Source organism: Jeotgalibacillus aurantiacus (assembly GCF_020595125.1).
GTDB classification, from domain to species: domain Bacteria; phylum Bacillota; class Bacilli; order Bacillales; family Jeotgalibacillaceae; genus Jeotgalibacillus; species Jeotgalibacillus aurantiacus.
The window spans coordinates 251,901-268,259 of record NZ_JACNMS010000004.1 but is presented as its reverse complement, the minus strand read 5'-3'; the positions used below and the strand labels follow the sequence as shown (position 1 = coordinate 268,259).

Below are 16,359 nucleotides of genomic sequence, written 5' to 3'. Positions count from 1 at the left end.
CTCAGTATTCCATTAATCTCAGCATATCATAACCGTTCAGCTTTTCACGGCCGTTAAGATAAGTAAGCTCGATCAGGAAAGCACAGCCTGCGACTACTCCGCCAAGCTCTTCAACCAGCTTGATCGTTGCTTCGATTGTACCGCCTGTTGCAAGCAGGTCATCGGTAATCAGCACGCGCTGTCCTGGCTTGATCGCATCACGATGAATCGTCAGGACATCTTTTCCGTATTCTAATCCATAATCTACTTTTACTGTCTCACGCGGAAGCTTTCCTTCCTTACGTACAGGTGCAAAACCGACACCAAGTGCATAAGCAACCGGACAGCCGATAATAAAGCCGCGCGCTTCCGGTCCTACGATTAAATCAATCTGCTTATCTTTTGCATATTCAACGATCTGATCCGTTGCGTAACGGTAAGCATCGCCATTGTCCATTAGAGTCGTAATGTCCTTGAAGCGAATACCTTCTTTCGGCCAGTCTTCAACGATCGTCACATATTGTTTTAAATCCATACCTTTTCCTCCTCAAGTTGCCCCGTCCAGCCGGAGCGCTCTTCAAACCATCGCTTCAAATCATGAAACGAAGAATATAAAAGCTCCTGCTCCATCTTTACAGACTGTGTCTTGCGCTGATAAGCAGGGGATTCTGTTAAATCCCGCTTTTGTATATGCTCATTAATCGAAACGAATCCATCGTTTATTGTAACAAAACCAAGTTCAAAAAACACCTTTGTCATAAAATTAATTGTGTCAATTGACCAACCACGGTGAGAAGCAAGTGCCTGGCCCTGATTTTTAAGGTTGAATGAACCTCTCTTTTTCAGAAATGTAAAAAACCACGCAAACTGATCTCTTCCTGGAACCGCACTGAAAAACTGCGGATTCTCATGATAAAAATGAGCATACAACCTTGAAGGTCGCTCATTTTTGATAAGATCGACCAGTACATGCTCCTCTTCAGGCAGGTCAAGCAGGACAAGCGGTCTGTCCATCAAATCTGTTTGCTTTGCCTGCTCATGATTTTCAATCAGATGCAGTTCATGACCGGAAAATAAATCATAGAACCGGTCATACGTTTCTTTTTTAAAGGAAACAGCTACCGCATTTTCAGGAACGAGCGACACCCACCTTGCCGGCTGGGTAATCCCTCTGACATCAAACAATTGCCATTCCTTCACACGGAGATCTTTAATAAAAAGCTGCGGCTTCCGCGTATTGTTCCACTCATTTACTGAAAGTTCACCAATTACGTCAATTGAAGCCAATGGTGAAATATGGTCTGCCGCTTCTCCAAGCTGAAACGCAATCGCATCAAGAGAATAATCATCCTGTTTTAAGGTGACTTTTAAATGATTTTGATTGGCACCTATTTTTCTGATGGAAGAAATGGCTGCCTGTTCAACCAGTACTTTCGGTTTCGCATTTTTCATCCCGAATGGAGCGAGCATATTGAGCTGTTCAATCGCTTTTAAATCTGTATCCTCGATTTTAATCGGCACATCGATATGTGTGACAGGTATAAAATCCTCCTCACGCATGGACTCCGCCTGACGATTCAGGTTCTCCCTGAGCAGATCAACATGCTCAACCGACAATGTCATTCCTGCTGCCATCGGGTGTCCGCCGAAATGTGGAAGGATTTCACGGTTTTTAGAAAGCTCCTGAAACATATTAAATCCTTCGATACTTCTGGCAGAACCCTTGGCTTTCCCAGTCTCTTCATCAATACAAAGAATAATTACGGGACGGTAATATTTTTCAACGAGTTTTGATGCAACGATTCCGACTACGCCCGGATTCCATCCTGCTTTAGCCAGGACAAGCACCCGGTTTTCTTCAGAGCGGTAATGCTCTTCCACGATCTCTGTCGCTTCCTTTGTAATCTCAGAGACAATTGCCTGCCGTTCTTTATTCAGCCTGTCTATTTCAGCTGCAATCCCTTCTGCTTCTTCTGTATCCTCAGTCAAAAGAAGATCAACCGCCGGATCTGCATCAGACAACCTTCCTACTGCATTCAGACGTGGTCCGATTGCAAAGCCGACCGTTTCTTCATCCGCTTCAGAAACATTTGAACCTGCTTTTTTCAGAATGGCATGAATGCCGGGACGTCTTGTTGCTCTAAGTTGTTTTAAACCTTTTTTAACAAGAATCCGGTTTTCTCCATGGAGCGGAACGAGATCGGCAATCGTACCAATCGCCACAAGATCAAGCAGTTCATCCGGAACCCTTCCAAGCAGCGCATGAGCCAGCTTAAAAGCAACCCCTACGCCTGCCAGTTCTTTAAATGGATAAGTACTTTCAGGATGATTCGGATGAATGATGGCTAAAGCTTCCGGCAGTTCAGGTCCTGGTTCATGGTGATCCGTGATAATCAGATCTGTATTCAGTTCTTTCAATACCTGCGCTTCATGGACACCTGAAATGCCATTATCGACCGTAATAATTAATGAAAACCCTTGAGCAACAGCATCGCGGAAAGCACCTTCATTCGGTCCATAACCTTCAGTAAACCGGTTCGGTATGTAAAATTCGGCTTCAGCACCTAATTCTCTTAGTGCCGTCAGCAATACAGATGTACTCGTTACACCGTCCGCATCATAATCTCCATATACAAGAATCATTTCCTGTTCGCTGATAGCCCGTTTGATGCGTTCCACTGCCTTATCCATATCCATCATGAGAAACGGATCGTGCACTTCTTTTTTATCTGCATATAAGAAATCAGATGCAGCATCAGGCTCTGTTATACCCCTTTGCACAAGTAAATTTGCAATAAAAAGTGGAATGTTAAGTGCATCAGCAAGCCTTTTGGATTGTTCGCCGCTGGTTTCCTTAACATTCCATCTAGTTTTAGATGTTAGCATGTTATTCACCTCTTCAGATTCTTTTATTATACAGGAGGCGAATACGTGTTTCAATCGGTCGTCCTTATCATCCTCTTAATACAGTCAGGATTAAATATCAAAAAACAACCTTCTCAATGACATGACATTGAGAGGGTTGTTGATCAATAAACATTTCTTTATTCTGCTGCAGAGTCACCCGCACTGTCAGGGGCCGTTTTCCTGTAATCCGTCCGCGTAGGCAACGGTTCCGGATTTTTTGATTCAAGCTCTGCCACACGATCATTCAGACGCTGATTTTCAACCTCCAGCTGCTTCACTTTCCGCTGCGCAATAAACAGACGGAACAAGCCAACTGAACCAATAATAATTCCACCCATTAAAACTGAACCGAGAATAACAAGAATCAGCGGAAGATCCGTCTCAGCAAAACCAAAGTTCACCGTCACAGGATCAACATTAATAACAGCAAAAATAGCAACAATTAGTGCAAAAACAATCCCTAAAATTAACGTCCATTGAAATTTCATCTTCTCACCCCATTTTTATTTATCTGATCTAATCCATCAAATTCGGACAAAACCCTTTACCAGTATAAAGAATTATTTCATTTTACCCTAATACGAGTGTTCTTAACCCTATTAAAACGGCTTGGCTCAGGGGATGGTCCCGGACCGGGTATTCAAAAAAACCGGAACAACTCCCTCAAGAGTCATCCCGGTTTCAATTCATCTATTCACCTTACACAACAGGCTCATCTGAAGCCCAATCCTGCTTCTCTTTATACGTAATCAGTACACCCTTCTTCTTCAACTGACGCTTCTTCAGCACATACCAAAGCTGTGCAGCAATAAACACAGAAGAATAAGTACCTGCAATTAATCCGACTAATAGCGCAATCGAGAAGTTAAGAATCGACGTCGCCCCAAAAATAATCAGCGCAACAACAACAAATACAACCGTCAAAACAGTATTAACCGAACGTCCAAGCGTTTGTCTGAGTGAATTATTCACAATTAACGCAAGCTCTTCTTTCGTCTCAATACGCTTTATTTTTCTCATATTCTCACGGATACGGTCAAATGTAACGATCGTATCATTAATTGAATAACCAATTACGGTCAGAACGGCCGCAATGAAGGTAATATCCACTTCAAGACGTGTCAGACTGAACACAGCAATAATGAAAAATGCATCGTGAACAAGCGCGACAATCGAAGCCACTGCCATTTGCCATTCAAATCGGATCGTTACGTAGAGAATGATACCCAGTGAGGCGATCGCTACTGCGTATAATGCATTTTCAGTAAGCTCTTTTCCGATTACAGGACTAACCGTTGAAATATTTGGATCACTACCGTATTTTTCATTGAAATAAGATCTCAATTCAGCAATCTGATCCTGGCTTAATGCCTCACTGAATCGGGCAACCCCAATCTCCTGGTTATCTCCGGAGATGACGATACTTGAAGCCTCAAGACCTACTGATTCAATGTCTGACTCCAGCTGTCCATCTTCAAATGATTGATCTGAAAGAACTTCCATACGAGTTCCCTCGGTAAAATCAATACCCAGATTCAATCTGAAAATTAATAAAACCGACAATCCGGCAACAAGAAGTGCTGCAGAGAGAAGGAAGAATTTCTTCCGGCTTTTTACAAAGTCAAAACGGTCAAACTTTGTTGGAAGATCAAGTGAATCAGGTTCTTCGTCTTCATTGTATTCAAGAATTTCCGACTGTTTGACACCGAACCAGCTCTTATGGCCTTCAAGGAACTTACTCTTCACCCAAAGACTCATAAATAGTCGTGTACCGAAAACGGCGGTGATAAAGCTTGTCAGAATACTGATCAGAAGCATCGTCGCAAACCCTTTAACAGAGCTTGTTCCGAATGCAAACAGCACAATACCTGCAAGGAGTGTTGTAATATTCGCATCAAAGATCGTCCAAAGTGAGGATCCGCTACCTTTTTTCCAGGCATCTTTGATTGAACGCCCCACACGAAGTTCTTCTTTTACCCGTTCGTAGGTGATGATATTGGCATCAATCGCCATACCGACCCCGAGGATCAGGGCTGCAATACCCGGTAAGGTTAAGACACCATTCAACCAGTCAAAAATAAGCAGAATTAAGTAAATATATACGGAAAGCGTCAGGATTCCAATGAATCCAGGGAAACGATAGACCACAAGCATAAACAGGAAAATCAGCGAAATACCAATAATCCCTGCTAATATTGTCTGATCCATTGCCATTAGACCAAATGAAGCTCCTACAGAAGTAGAATAAACTTCAACAAGTTCAACAGGCAGAGAACCGGCGTTTAAAAGGTCTCTCAGGTTTTGAGCTTCCTCAAGCGTAAAATTCCCAGAAATCGTTACCGTTTCTCTATCTAGCACTTGATTTACGTATGGGGCAGAAATAAATTTAGGATCTTCCTTCGTCACTTCTTCCCGGAAAGAGTCACCCTCTTCATAATCAAGCCAGATCACTAGTTGATTCTCAGGTGCCATAGCGAGAATACGCTCTGTTATTTCACCAAACTGTGTTGCATCCTTTAATTGAACCTGCACAATCGGCGCATTTGTATTCGGGTCAAAGATTTGTGTGGCACCACCCTCAACAAGGTCAGCACCGGTCATCTGAACTTCATCATTCACATCACGGAATGTCAGGTTGGCTTCAGTAGACAGAATCTCTCTTGCCTCATTCTGATCCTCTACCCCTGCAAGCTGAACACGGATTCTATTGCCATCCTCGACCTGAATGACCGGTTCGCTGACACCAAGGACGTTCACTCTTCGTTCAAGTGCTTCTGCTGTATCTGATACAACGGCTTCCGTTATGTCCTGTCCTTCTTCAGCGGGCTCCACTTCATAAAGAACTTCAAATCCACCCTGGAGGTCAAGTCCAAGCTTAATGTTGTTAAGTATCGTCTGAGAGGTCAATCCCATTGTGCCGCCTATTAGAATGACTAATAGAAAAAAAGCGACAATCCTGCTGCGCTTTATCATTATGTAAAAATCCTCCTCAATTACATGCACACGGTGTGCAAGAAAACTTCAGCCAAAACATTGCTCCGGCTTGTAACAAACTTGTAAAACGTCTGAAATTTCAGCAACAGACTTATTATGTAACAGTTGAGAACACGTGTCAATGACCTATAAAATTTGTCAGGACTTGTTCAAGTTTCCGTTTTGTTCTCCATAAAGCAGCAGTTCGACTTCGTCATCATTGAGACCATTTCCTACTGAAAATGAGCGGTACTCCTGATTCGCCATATAATTCATAAAATCACCGGCTTTAATAGATAATATTTCATTTACAGCACGGTGAATACGAATTTCGCCCTGTTCCCTCTTCCACTTCTTTGTTTGCATGTATTTCCAAAGAAGCTCAGGGGTTGCCGAATCATATCCGTAAAGCTGTAATTCCTGCGCTTTACTGACAAGAGCCGGACCGGCCACTCTGAATGCTTCTTCAAATGACATTTCCTTATTCACACATTCTCCTCCTGTCTATCTTGTTGTACTAACCAATCTCTCTTTGTGCATATGATTCATTGTAGCTGAAATCAAGTCGTTTGAGAAGATGGAGGACACTGTGTCGACATTTATTAAAGGAACCATTTTACTGATGGTAGCCGCACTGGCCACAAAAATATTGGGATTTGTTCATCGGATAATGCTCGCCGGGCTGACTGGTGAAGAAGGCGTCGGATTATATATGATGACATTTCCTGCTCTGATGCTTGCTATCACGGTCACCCAGCTTGGTCTGCCAATTGCCATTTCAAAATATGTATCCGAAGCGGAAGCCAAAAAAAGCCCGCACGAAGTCAGAAATATTCTGACTGCATCGTTGTGGATTACAGGATCACTGGCATGTTTATTAACACCTGCTCTGTTTTTCTCGGCACCATTCATCGCTAATGTTCTGCTGGACAACAACCGTACACTTATTCCCTTTATTGCAGTACTTCCGGTTGTGCCCATTGCAGCCTTTTCAGCTGTCCTGCGGGGATACTTCATGGGTAAACAAAAGATGGGTGTTACAGCAGCAGGATCCGTCATTGAACAACTGGTAAGGATATTTCTGTTAACATGGATTGTTTCAGCACTGATGGAACGCGGAATCGAATATGCAGCGGCAGGGGCAATGATTGCGTCCGTTGCAGGTGAGCTCGTTTCACTACTCTTTCTTCTAACTGTTTTTTACATAACAAAAAGACCGGTCAGAATGAAAAAGCCGGTCATGTTTGCTGCTACATCAAAAAAACTTCTCAATATCGCACTACCTTCTGCAGGAAGCAGGATGGTCGGATCTGCAGCGTGGTTTCTTGAACCGATTATTGTGATGAAATGTCTGATGATGACGGGCTTAACCGCATCATATGTAACCGGGCAATACGGATTGCTGACAGGATTTATTCTTCCTGTCCTTTTACTGCCATCCTTTATTACGGTCTCACTCAGTACCGCTCTTGTTCCCTCAATCAGCGAGGCGCTGGCAAAAAAGCAGCTGCAGACTGTTGAACACAGGGTTCATCAGGCACTCAGAATTTCACTTGTAACCGGTGCACTGTTTTCCCTACTGCTGTTTATGGAAGGAGAGTATTTCCTTCAGCTGCTCTATCACACCTCAAACGGGCAGGATATACTGAAGCTTTTATCTGCACTATTCATTTTTTATTATTATCAGGGTCCCCTTCATGCTGTCATGCAGGCATTCGAAGCGGCGGGAACAGCTATGATCAACAGCATTATTGGTGCCATTGTCAAATTGGCCGTCATGGCCTTTTTACTGCTGCAAATGGAAAACATTATTGGCGCGGCGATCGGGATTGCAGCCGGCGTGATCACCGTCACCTTTTTACACTTTCACTCCATACGCACGATGATCAAACTGACGATTCCTTATGGACAGTATGTGGCGACGGGATTTTTACTCGTACTGTGCTCCCTGATCCATCAGTTAATCGTTCCATATGCCTCTTCTCCGGAACGCATTTTCATTTTAACGGTCTGTTTTATTGTGTTCGCATCCGGTCTTCAGCTTATTAAAAAAGAGGACTGGTTTATTTTCGGCAAGTCTTTCAGGAAGAGCTGATGTACCATCTTCCATCCTCAAAAGAGCAAAAGAAAATATCTTTACAGGATGTGTAACCCATTTTACCTAGTTCATTTTTCAACCAAGTTTCATCCTTTCCGATCAGATCCAGATGTCTTTGCTGAACCCTTCCATCCATTACTAACGGAAGAGAAAGGCTGCCTTCTTCACGTCCCTTTCTCAAAACCGTCAAACTGCCCGATGGCTCTAAAATAGCATAGGACACTTCATGAAGGTTAAATACTTCTTTTTCACGCAGCTGCTGCATCAAATCATCAATGTTGTATCTGTTTTTTCTCATTTCGCTTTTAACAAGTTCACCATCTTTGATTAAAATAGAAGGTCTCCCATCAAAAAGCTCACGTATTCGCTTTGACTTCAAAGAAACCCAGGAAAGAATAATCTGCAGGATCATTAACAGAATCATGGGGAAGGCTGCCTGAAACATACTCATATAAGGATCTTCAATCGCAAATACAGCTACCTCAGCAATCATCATAAAAACAACGAGATCCAGCAGGCTCAGTTCCCCGACCTCTCTTTTGCCCATGAGTCTGAAAATAATAAAAATCAATATATATAATAATACGGCCCTTAGTGCAACAAGACTGTAAAACTCAATCATCACGGTCACCATCCTTCAACGATAGCGTTCCCGATATTTAAAAAACTACTCAGAAAGAAGGGATCCCATGTCTTCCTGGATCAATGTCTTCAAAGGTACAAGCGGTGCCATCATCACCATCCTAATCCTTGCACTCCTGTCATCCTGTCTCTTTGCCACCCTACTCCACTTCACATCTATGACCGAAACAACCGCATCAAAATGGCTCAACGGATCCGTCTTTGTTTTTGCCGTCATCGGCAGCATGGCAGGCGGCGCCTTCTCAAAAAGTCACGGCTGGGTAATTGGTGCCATCACCGGACTATTACTCATCGCCTTATCCATATGGACAGTCTGGCCGATCCAGTTCGAATGGTCCCACCTCTTTCACTACACCGGCCTCCTCCTCCTCTCCTGCACCGGAGGAGTCGCCGGCGTCAACCTGTTCAACAAATCCTGAAGATCAGTCACTTCAGACCCATCATAGCTTGCAGTTATTCTATACCATACACTGAAAAGTCGCACAGCCCCCTGTTTATTAACAAACATTATATTTTAAGACAGGGGGACTTTTCATATTCAGAGGGGCTGGGGCACCCGAAGACTCCTGTGGCGGAAAGCGACAGGTGAGACAGATGTGCGCAGCACAACTGGCTCACCGCGCGGCCACGGAAAGCGGAGGGTGCCCCAGCCCCGGTTTCATGTATTAAAAATAAATAAAAAGAAAAAAAGCCGCCCTCAGGCAGCTTTTTTTCTTTAAGCAGTCGATCCCCTATTTACATAGCAGAATTTTTCTCTACAACCTCACGAATCGCATTGCGATCATAAGTTAAACGGCTTCCGTCTCCACACTTAATGACAACCTGACCTTCGTCAAGCGCATCAATGATTCCGTGAAGACCGCCAATCGTGACAATCTTATCACCTTTGCTTAAGCTGTTCTGCATTTCCATTACTTTCTTCTGGCGCTTCTGCTGTGGACGGATTAAGAAAAGGTACATCAAACCGAACATCAGAATAAGCGGTGCCAACGTCAATAACATATCCATACTGATTTAACTCCTCCCTTCGTGCAGTTATCTATTAGAAGTTTTTTGCATTCGGCTGATTGAAACCGTACTGTTCAAAAAACTCTTCGCGGAAATCGCCAAGTCTGTCTTCTCTAATCGCCTGGCGGACTTGCCCCATTAAGTTTATCAGAAAATGCAGATTATGATAAGTAGTTAGTCTGATTCCGAACGTTTCTTCACACTTAATTAAGTGACGGATATAAGCACGTGAATAATTTTTACAAACATGGCAGTCACAGTTAGGATCCAGTGGTCCGAAGTCGCGGGCATACTTCGCATTTTTCACAACAAGTCGTCCTTCACTTGTCATCAGCGTACCGTTACGGGCGATCCGTGTCGGCAGCACGCAGTCAAACATATCAATTCCGCGGATTGCACCGTCAATCAGTGAATCCGGGGATCCGACGCCCATCAGGTAACGCGGCTTATCCTCAGGCATCCACGGTGTCGTGAATTCAAGCACGCGGTTCATTACATCCTTCGGTTCACCAACCGATAATCCTCCTACTGCATAACCCGGAAAGTCCATTGCAACGAGGTCGCGGGCACTCTGACGGCGCAGGTGCTCATATTCCCCACCTTGAATAATGCCGAACAGCCCCTGATCATGAGGTCTTGCATGCGCTTCAAGACAGCGCTCAGCCCATCTGGTTGTACGCTCCACTGAATCCTTCATATACTTTTCTTCAGCCGGATAAGGAGGACATTCATCAAAAGCCATCATGATATCAGAGCCGAGTGCATTTTGAATTTCCATCGCTTTTTCAGGGCTTAAAAACAGTTTGTCCCCGTTAATATGGTTTCTGAAATGCACGCCTTCTTCCTTAATATCACGGAATTTACTTAATGAAAATACCTGAAAACCGCCTGAATCTGTTAAAATCGGACGATCCCAATTCATAAATTTATGAAGGCCGCCTGCTTCTCTTATAATATCGTGACCCGGACGCAGCCACAGGTGATACGTATTGCTTAAAATAATACCTGCATTTAATTCTTTCAGGTCTTCCGGCGACATCGTTTTAACAGTGGCCATCGTTCCGACCGGCATAAAGGTAGGCGTTTCAAATGATCCGTGCGGTGTATGCACGATTCCGAGCCTTGCACCTGTCTGTTTACATGTTTTTATATGTTCATATCGTATTGCACTCAATGGAGAATGCTCCTCTCTACTTAATCAGCATCGCATCGCCAAAACTGAAAAAGCGATACTTTTCTTTTACTGCCTCTTTATAAGCGTTCAGTGTATGCTCTCTGCCAGCCATTGCGCTCACGAGCATGATTAATGTGGATTTAGGTAAATGAAAGTTGGTCAGTAAGACATCAGATGCTTTAAACTGATAGCCCGGATAAATGAAAATATCTGTCCAGCCCGATTGAGCGTTAAACTTTCCATTTTCATCTGCAATCGTTTCAAGCGTGCGTGTTGAGGTCGTGCCAACGGTAATGATCCGCCCGCCATTTTCACGCGTCCGGTTCAGAATGGCCGCATTGTCCTCTGACAGCAGATAATATTCACTATGCATATCATGCTCCTCAATACTGTCCACTGACACAGGGCGGAACGTGCCAAGTCCGACATGAAGCGTGATAAAGGCAAGCTTAACGCCTTTTTGCTGAATTTCCTCCAGCAGCTCTTCCGTGAAATGAAGACCGGCCGTTGGAGCAGCCGCTGATCCTCTCTCTTTTGCAAAAACGGTTTGATAGCGGTCTCTGTCATCCAGCTTCTCTTTGATATATGGCGGTAGCGGCATATCACCGAGCTCGTCCAGCAGTTCATAAAAAATACCGTCATAGGAGAATTCCAGTATTCTTCCTCCCTGCTCACCTGTTTCCAGACACTCAGCTGTCAGCAAGCCGTTGCCAAATGAGATTTTCGTTCCCGGCTTGATCCTTTTAGCAGGTTTCACAAGCGTTTCCCACTTGTCTCCCTCAAGTTGTTTTAAAAGCAGCACTTCAATCGCCGCTCCCGTTTCTTCCTTTTCCCCGATCAGGCGGGCAGGAAGAACTTTCGTATCATTCAGGACAAGGCAGTCACCCTCGTTTAAATACTGCAGAATTTCACGAAATGAGTGGTGCTCCACCTTACCTGTTTTCTTATCGAGAACCATCAGTCTGCTTGAAGTCCGGTCCTCAAGTGGCACCTGCGCAATCAGTTCCTCAGGCAGTTCAAAATCAAAATCATTGATATTCATGTCTCTTACAGCTCCTTATTATCGAAACCTTCCGATCAGAAAAAAGATCCCCGTCAAAATAAGACTGAGCAGAATCGATGTCACGATCGGAAAATAAACCGTGAAATTTTCCCGTTTAATCACAATATCTCCAGGCAGACGGCCCGCTTTTATAAATTGCAGTAAAAATCCTGCAATGAGTAAAGCCGCACCGGCAATCATCATCATTTTTGGAAGACTCACTCTGGTACCTCCATATTAAAATGCTGATAAACAAGTGGCGTTACAATACGCCCTCTCGGTGTGCGCTGGAGAAAACCGATTTGCAGCAGGTAAGGTTCATACACATCTTCAATCGTTGTGGATTCCTCACCAATGCTCGCAGCAATCGTATCAAGTCCTACCGGGCCACCCCGGAACCGCTCAATAATGCCCGTCAACAGCTTATGGTCAATATGATCAAGCCCCATCCGGTCCACCTGCAGAAGTTCGAGGGATGATTGAGCAATCGGAAGTGTAATGTCCCCGTTCCCCCGTACCTGCGCATAATCCCGTACACGTCGCAACAGACGGTTCGCGATACGCGGTGTTCCTCTTGAGCGACGGGCAATTTCAGCAGCGCCCTGTTCATCAATCTCCGTATTAAAAATATCAGCCGTACGGCATACGATGTCAATCAACTGCTCTTCATTATAATATTCCAGGCGGCTGAGGACACCAAAGCGATCTCTGAGCGGCGCAGATATGGCGCCTGCTCTTGTCGTAGCGCCAACGAGCGTAAAAGGTGGTAAATCCAGCCTGACTGAACGTGCACTCGGACCGGTACCAATCACGATATCCAGACAGAAATCCTCCATAGCCGGATACAATACCTCTTCAATCGCACGCGGCAGACGGTGAATCTCATCAATAAACAAAACGTCCCCCGGTTCAAGCGCTGATAAAATGGCGGCAAGATCACCCGGACGTTCAATCGCCGGTCCTGCAGTCGTCCTGAGATTTACATTCATTTCATTTGCAATAACCGCAGCAAGCGTTGTTTTCCCAAGCCCCGGTGGTCCGTAAAGAAGGACATGGTCAAGAGTCTCCTGCCTGTTTTTAGCTGCTTCGATATAGATTTCAAGGTTCTTTTTCACCTGGTCCTGACCGATATACGTGCTCAGCAGCTGTGGCCTGATTGATTGCTCAAGCGACTGGTCTTCCAGGTTTGCTTCACCGGTCATGATGCGCTCTTCCATGCTGTCCCCTCCTTTACTTCAGTTTTAACATGAGCTGCAGCCCTTTTTTAATATACTGATCGGTTGTCATGACTTCTTTTAGCAAGACAGGTTTTATTTTCTTTGTTTCCCTCTCAGAATACCCGAGTGCCTCGAGCGCGAGCATCGCTTCTTCCAGTGCAGTCTCAGCTTCATTCTTCTCCTCAGCCGGTTCTGTAAACAGGTTAGGAAAGTAATCAGGAACGACATCCTGAAGTTTCCCTTTCAGATCTAAAATCATCTGACGTGCCGTTTTCTTGCCGACGCCAGGGAATTTAACAAGCAGTGTTTCATTTTCGTTTTCAATCGCTTCAATCACCTGTTCAGGTGCACCCGAAGCCAAAACGGCAAGTGCCCCCTTCGGTCCAATGCCCGAAACACTTAAGAGTTTTGTAAAAAGCAGCTTCTCTTCCATTGTCGGGAAGCCGAATAACGTCAGCTGGTCCTCGCGAACATGCTGGTATGTAAAAATTTGTACAGTCTGTCCTTTTTTTGACGCCATAATAAATGGATTTGGCATATAGATTTTATAACCAAGTCCATGATGATCTGACACAACATATTCAGTTGCAATATAAGCGATTTCGCCTTTTATATATTCATACATCAAGGTATCTTCCTTTCAGTCCATTCTCCATTGTACCACATTTTTAGCGCTTTAAAATCTGACTATTTCAGATAAATAGAAACATCCGTTCTATTTTAACAGATTTCAGAACGAAGCGCACGAACCGTTGAAATCGTCAAAGAAAAGCTCAGGCGGCTCGTTCAGCCCCGACAAGCAAAAGGCGAAGATGAAAAGAGGGCTGACCTTCGCCCTCGTTCAGCTTTGACTTATGACCTCGAGGGGCTAGCCGCCGGAGCTGGACACAGAAAAGCGCAGGCGACTCGCCCAGCCCCGACAAGCATAAGACGAAAATGAAAAGAGGGTTGCTCTTTACCCTCGTTCATTTTTGGCTTATGACCTCGAGGGGCTAGTCGCCGGAGCTAGACAAAAAAAAGCAGCCCGGAGGACCGCTTTTCGATTTAAATATTATTCTTTTGTGATGATGGGTGTATATCCGTTCATTGCGCTGAGCGGGGAAAGCTCTTCCCTGCTTTTTCTGAGAACAACTTTTTCCTCTGACATATCCACCAGCTGCCACCCTTCGTAAAGGGACCAGAAATCCTCCATGGCTTCAAAGCTTTCCTGACGTGTTTCAGTTCCTTTTTCGCCGTCAAGGAAAATCGTTTCGAAATCAATGGTGATGGTGTGAGCGGATGCGTGTTGAGGAATGCTGAACATAGTGAGTAGGGCTGCTGATAGGATGAAATACTTCAATGTGTTCACCTGCTTTTTTGTTACTTAGTTTGCGGCTGATTTTGTTTTTTATTCATAAAACCGGGGCTGGACGAGTCGCCTCCGCTTTTCCAAAGCCGGGACGGGGACATCCTTCGCTTTCCGCGGCCGCGCGGTGAGCCAGCTAGCGCTTCGCGCTACGCTGTCTCACCTGTCGCTTCTCTGCCGCAGGAGTCTTCGGATGTCCCCGTCCCTCTGAATAATATAGAACAGGCATGACTGCTTATTAATTTATTATCAATTTACTGCTTAGTATCCCCGAAATGGCATTGGGTACGGCATGCCTTGATGGGGTTTGTTGCAGCCGCATTGACAGTAGTGATGTGGCGGCATCATTTGGCCTTGAGGAGGCATCATCATCGGCGCATTTTGGTATGGCATCATTTGCATTTGAGCGGCTTCCTGCATTGGCATTTGAGCGTTGAAAGGAGGTTGCTGCTGGACTCCTGCAACTTCCTGCATTTGAGGCATCTCCATCTGAGGCGGCCCCATCATTGGAGAAAATGGGACGCCGTATGGCATTGGACAATCGAGTCCTGAGCCTGGCATGACCGGTGAGATTGGCCAACAGTTGCCAGGGTAACCACCAGGCATTTCCTGCACACCCATCACCATCGGTTCTTCTTCCATTTCCTCTTTTACTTTATCACTCACCATTTCCGGAGCCTGAACCGGAGCTGGAAATGGAGGAGGCGCTGGCATCATGAAGGACGGCATTTGACCTGCCAGCTGCTGCATATGAATGTTGTACGTCTGATGAAGATCGATTTCCGGCTGTGTATAAACCGGATATTGCATCTGTTCTTTCATCTCAGGGTAAGCCGGTTTCACCTCTGCATAAGGATGGGTCATTTCCATTTTCAGTTCTTTTTTTGCTGCGGCTGACGGGACTTTAATTTTCATTCCAGGCATAATCATATCCGGGTTTGCAAGCTGAGTGTTGGCTGCTTTAAGCTGGTCAAATGGAACATTGTATTGTTTTGAGATATTCCATAAGGTGTCACCCTTCTGGACAATATGAATTTTCATTTTGCCACCTCCATGAATCGTTCCATATATCCTATGAAAAGATTTCATTTATGATACAATATCGTCAGAGACTTACAAGAAAGAGGTTAGAGGAATGCCAAGTGACCGCAAGACAACAGGTGAACAGAGACGCCAGCAAATTTTATTGACACTGCGTGATTCGATCAGTCCCATCACGGGCAGTACGCTTGCTGAGAGAATGAATGTCAGCCGGCAGGTGATTGTCAGTGACATCAACCTGTTAAAAGCAAAAGAAGAACCTATTCTGGCGACGAGTCAGGGTTATTTATATATGCCGTCCACCCCATCTGTGCGGGTGACAAAAAAAATTGTATGCAAGCATACGCCGGCTCAGGCGGAAACTGAGCTTTTAATTATTGTGAATAATGGTGCGACTGTTAAGAATGTATCCATTGAACATCCGTTATACGGAGATTTGACTGCTTCTCTTATGCTCCACTCACCAAATGAGGTGAAGCGGTTTATGGAGCAGGTTAAGGAAACCGAAGCCGGACTTTTATCTGAGCTGACAGAGGGTATACACCTTCACGAAATCGAAGCAGATCATGCTTCAATTATAGAAAAGGTGGAAAAGGAACTGCTTGAAGCAGGGATTCTGATTGATGAATAAAAAATGGTCTGGACAAACGTTGTCATGTTTGTCCAGACCATTTTTTATTTATAGAGCCGGCCCCGGCATACCCTCATGTCCAAATAGCCAGGTCAGTAACCATTGATAATGTCAATCACACGACGGTTTCTGTCGTTAGGTAAGCAATTTATGTCGTTAGACTATTTCAGAAAGCTGGTTTCGTCGATAGCATGACTAATCATGTTAATAGACATCTATTTTCTGTCGATAACCCTTCCGGATTTGTTGTTAAGAACATCAAAATTGTTCTTACCTAAAAAAGTGTCCTGATGCCTCTCCTC

17 protein-coding genes are annotated in these 16,359 nt (G+C 44.6%); 3 read left to right on the top strand and 14 right to left on the bottom strand.

Annotated features, from left to right (window positions below; all coding sequences use genetic code 11):
* Position 1: 1 nt before the first annotated feature.
* The 5 genes from H7968_RS14185 to H7968_RS14165 form a co-directional block, all read right to left on the bottom strand.
* Positions 2 to 514, bottom strand: a complete 513-nt coding sequence (locus H7968_RS14185; protein ID WP_134376724.1) for an adenine phosphoribosyltransferase — start codon at positions 512 to 514, stop codon at positions 2 to 4.
* Positions 505 to 2,865: a single-stranded-DNA-specific exonuclease RecJ gene (gene recJ, locus H7968_RS14180; RefSeq protein ID WP_227396759.1), complete on the bottom strand. Its 2,361-nt coding sequence runs from the start codon at positions 2,863 to 2,865 to the stop codon at positions 505 to 507. The genes H7968_RS14185 and recJ overlap by 10 nt, the downstream gene beginning before the upstream one ends.
* A gap of 158 nt (positions 2,866 to 3,023) precedes the next feature.
* Positions 3,024 to 3,374 carry a LapA family protein gene (locus H7968_RS14175; RefSeq protein WP_227396758.1) on the bottom strand — a complete coding sequence of 117 codons (351 nt, stop codon included), beginning with the start codon at positions 3,372 to 3,374 and terminating at the stop codon, positions 3,024 to 3,026.
* 211 nt (positions 3,375 to 3,585) lie between these two features.
* A complete protein-coding gene (secDF, locus tag H7968_RS14170) occupies positions 3,586 to 5,859 on the bottom strand; it encodes a protein translocase subunit SecDF (protein WP_227396757.1) in 2,274 nt (757 codons plus the stop codon).
* A 159-nt stretch (positions 5,860 to 6,018) separates the two neighbouring features.
* A complete protein-coding gene (locus tag H7968_RS14165; RefSeq protein ID WP_227396756.1) occupies positions 6,019 to 6,348 on the bottom strand; it encodes a post-transcriptional regulator in 330 nt (109 codons plus the stop codon).
* A gap of 100 nt (positions 6,349 to 6,448) precedes the next feature.
* Between H7968_RS14165 and spoVB the strand changes: the two genes are divergently transcribed.
* Positions 6,449 to 7,954, top strand: a complete 1,506-nt coding sequence (gene spoVB / locus H7968_RS14160) for a stage V sporulation protein B (protein ID WP_227396755.1) — start codon at positions 6,449 to 6,451, stop codon at positions 7,952 to 7,954.
* On the opposite strand, the gene H7968_RS14155 is transcribed toward spoVB, so the two are convergent.
* Positions 7,941 to 8,579 (bottom strand): DUF421 domain-containing protein, encoded by a 639-nt coding sequence (locus H7968_RS14155; RefSeq protein ID WP_227396754.1) that lies wholly within the window; start codon positions 8,577 to 8,579, stop codon positions 7,941 to 7,943. The genes spoVB and H7968_RS14155 overlap by 14 nt on opposite strands.
* 67 nt (positions 8,580 to 8,646) lie before the next feature.
* Between H7968_RS14155 and H7968_RS14150 the strand changes: the two genes are divergently transcribed.
* A complete protein-coding gene (locus H7968_RS14150) occupies positions 8,647 to 9,018 on the top strand; it encodes a TIGR04086 family membrane protein (RefSeq protein WP_227396753.1) in 372 nt (123 codons plus the stop codon).
* Positions 9,019 to 9,334: 316 nt separating this feature from the next.
* Here H7968_RS14150 and yajC read toward each other — a convergent pair whose 3' ends face one another.
* The 8 genes from yajC to safA form a co-directional block, all read right to left on the bottom strand.
* Positions 9,335 to 9,607 (bottom strand): preprotein translocase subunit YajC, encoded by a 273-nt coding sequence (yajC, locus tag H7968_RS14145; protein ID WP_134376731.1) that lies wholly within the window; start codon positions 9,605 to 9,607, stop codon positions 9,335 to 9,337.
* A 34-nt stretch (positions 9,608 to 9,641) separates the two neighbouring features.
* Complete coding sequence (tgt, locus tag H7968_RS14140; RefSeq protein WP_227396752.1) at positions 9,642 to 10,781, bottom strand: tRNA guanosine(34) transglycosylase Tgt; 1,140 nt, start codon at positions 10,779 to 10,781, stop codon at positions 9,642 to 9,644.
* Positions 10,782 to 10,797: 16 nt separating this feature from the next.
* The gene (gene queA, locus H7968_RS14135; protein WP_227396751.1) at positions 10,798 to 11,823 is read right to left on the bottom strand and encodes a tRNA preQ1(34) S-adenosylmethionine ribosyltransferase-isomerase QueA; all 1,026 of its coding nucleotides are present in this window, start codon (positions 11,821 to 11,823) and stop codon (positions 10,798 to 10,800) included.
* 18 nt (positions 11,824 to 11,841) lie between these two features.
* The gene (locus H7968_RS14130; RefSeq protein ID WP_227396823.1) at positions 11,842 to 12,030 is read right to left on the bottom strand and encodes a DUF2905 domain-containing protein; all 189 of its coding nucleotides are present in this window, start codon (positions 12,028 to 12,030) and stop codon (positions 11,842 to 11,844) included.
* Positions 12,031 to 12,041: 11 nt separating this feature from the next.
* Positions 12,042 to 13,040 carry a Holliday junction branch migration DNA helicase RuvB gene (gene ruvB / locus H7968_RS14125; protein ID WP_227396750.1) on the bottom strand — a complete coding sequence of 333 codons (999 nt, stop codon included), beginning with the start codon at positions 13,038 to 13,040 and terminating at the stop codon, positions 12,042 to 12,044.
* A gap of 13 nt (positions 13,041 to 13,053) precedes the next feature.
* On the bottom strand, positions 13,054 to 13,665 hold the full coding sequence (gene ruvA / locus H7968_RS14120) for a Holliday junction branch migration protein RuvA (RefSeq protein WP_134376735.1): 612 nt from the start codon (positions 13,663 to 13,665) through the stop codon (positions 13,054 to 13,056).
* Between the two features lie 426 nt (positions 13,666 to 14,091).
* The gene (locus H7968_RS14115; protein ID WP_227396749.1) at positions 14,092 to 14,379 is read right to left on the bottom strand and encodes a BofC N-terminal domain-containing protein; all 288 of its coding nucleotides are present in this window, start codon (positions 14,377 to 14,379) and stop codon (positions 14,092 to 14,094) included.
* Between the two features lie 267 nt (positions 14,380 to 14,646).
* The gene (gene safA, locus H7968_RS18190) at positions 14,647 to 15,426 is read right to left on the bottom strand and encodes a SafA/ExsA family spore coat assembly protein (RefSeq protein ID WP_406566416.1); all 780 of its coding nucleotides are present in this window, start codon (positions 15,424 to 15,426) and stop codon (positions 14,647 to 14,649) included.
* Between the two features lie 94 nt (positions 15,427 to 15,520).
* Here safA and H7968_RS14105 point away from each other — a divergent pair, with 94 nt between their 5' ends.
* Positions 15,521 to 16,057 (top strand): transcription repressor NadR, encoded by a 537-nt coding sequence (locus H7968_RS14105; protein WP_227396748.1) that lies wholly within the window; start codon positions 15,521 to 15,523, stop codon positions 16,055 to 16,057.
* Positions 16,058 to 16,359: the final 302 nt, after the last annotated feature.

Bases quoted from the DNA above. Each gene is read 5' to 3' on its own strand.
- H7968_RS14185 (WP_134376724.1), bottom strand. From the start codon at position 514: ATGGATTTAAAACAATATGTGACGATCGTTGAAGACTGGCCGAAAGAA.
- recJ (WP_227396759.1), bottom strand. From the start codon at position 2,865: ATGCTAACATCTAAAACTAGATGGAATGTTAAGGAAACCAGCGGCGAA.
- H7968_RS14175 (WP_227396758.1), bottom strand. From the start codon at position 3,374: ATGAAATTTCAATGGACGTTAATTTTAGGGATTGTTTTTGCACTAATT.
- secDF (WP_227396757.1), bottom strand. From the start codon at position 5,859: ATGATAAAGCGCAGCAGGATTGTCGCTTTTTTTCTATTAGTCATTCTA.
- H7968_RS14155 (WP_227396754.1), bottom strand. From the start codon at position 8,579: ATGATTGAGTTTTACAGTCTTGTTGCACTAAGGGCCGTATTATTATAT.
- H7968_RS14150 (WP_227396753.1), top strand. From the start codon at position 8,647: ATGTCTTCCTGGATCAATGTCTTCAAAGGTACAAGCGGTGCCATCATC.
- yajC (WP_134376731.1), bottom strand. From the start codon at position 9,607: ATGGATATGTTATTGACGTTGGCACCGCTTATTCTGATGTTCGGTTTG.
- queA (WP_227396751.1), bottom strand. From the start codon at position 11,823: ATGAATATCAATGATTTTGATTTTGAACTGCCTGAGGAACTGATTGCG.
- H7968_RS14130 (WP_227396823.1), bottom strand. From the start codon at position 12,030: ATGATGATGATTGCCGGTGCGGCTTTACTCATTGCAGGATTTTTACTG.
- ruvB (WP_227396750.1), bottom strand. From the start codon at position 13,040: ATGGAAGAGCGCATCATGACCGGTGAAGCAAACCTGGAAGACCAGTCG.
- ruvA (WP_134376735.1), bottom strand. From the start codon at position 13,665: ATGTATGAATATATAAAAGGCGAAATCGCTTATATTGCAACTGAATAT.
- safA (WP_406566416.1), bottom strand. From the start codon at position 15,426: ATGAAAATTCATATTGTCCAGAAGGGTGACACCTTATGGAATATCTCA.
- H7968_RS14105 (WP_227396748.1), top strand. From the start codon at position 15,521: ATGCCAAGTGACCGCAAGACAACAGGTGAACAGAGACGCCAGCAAATT.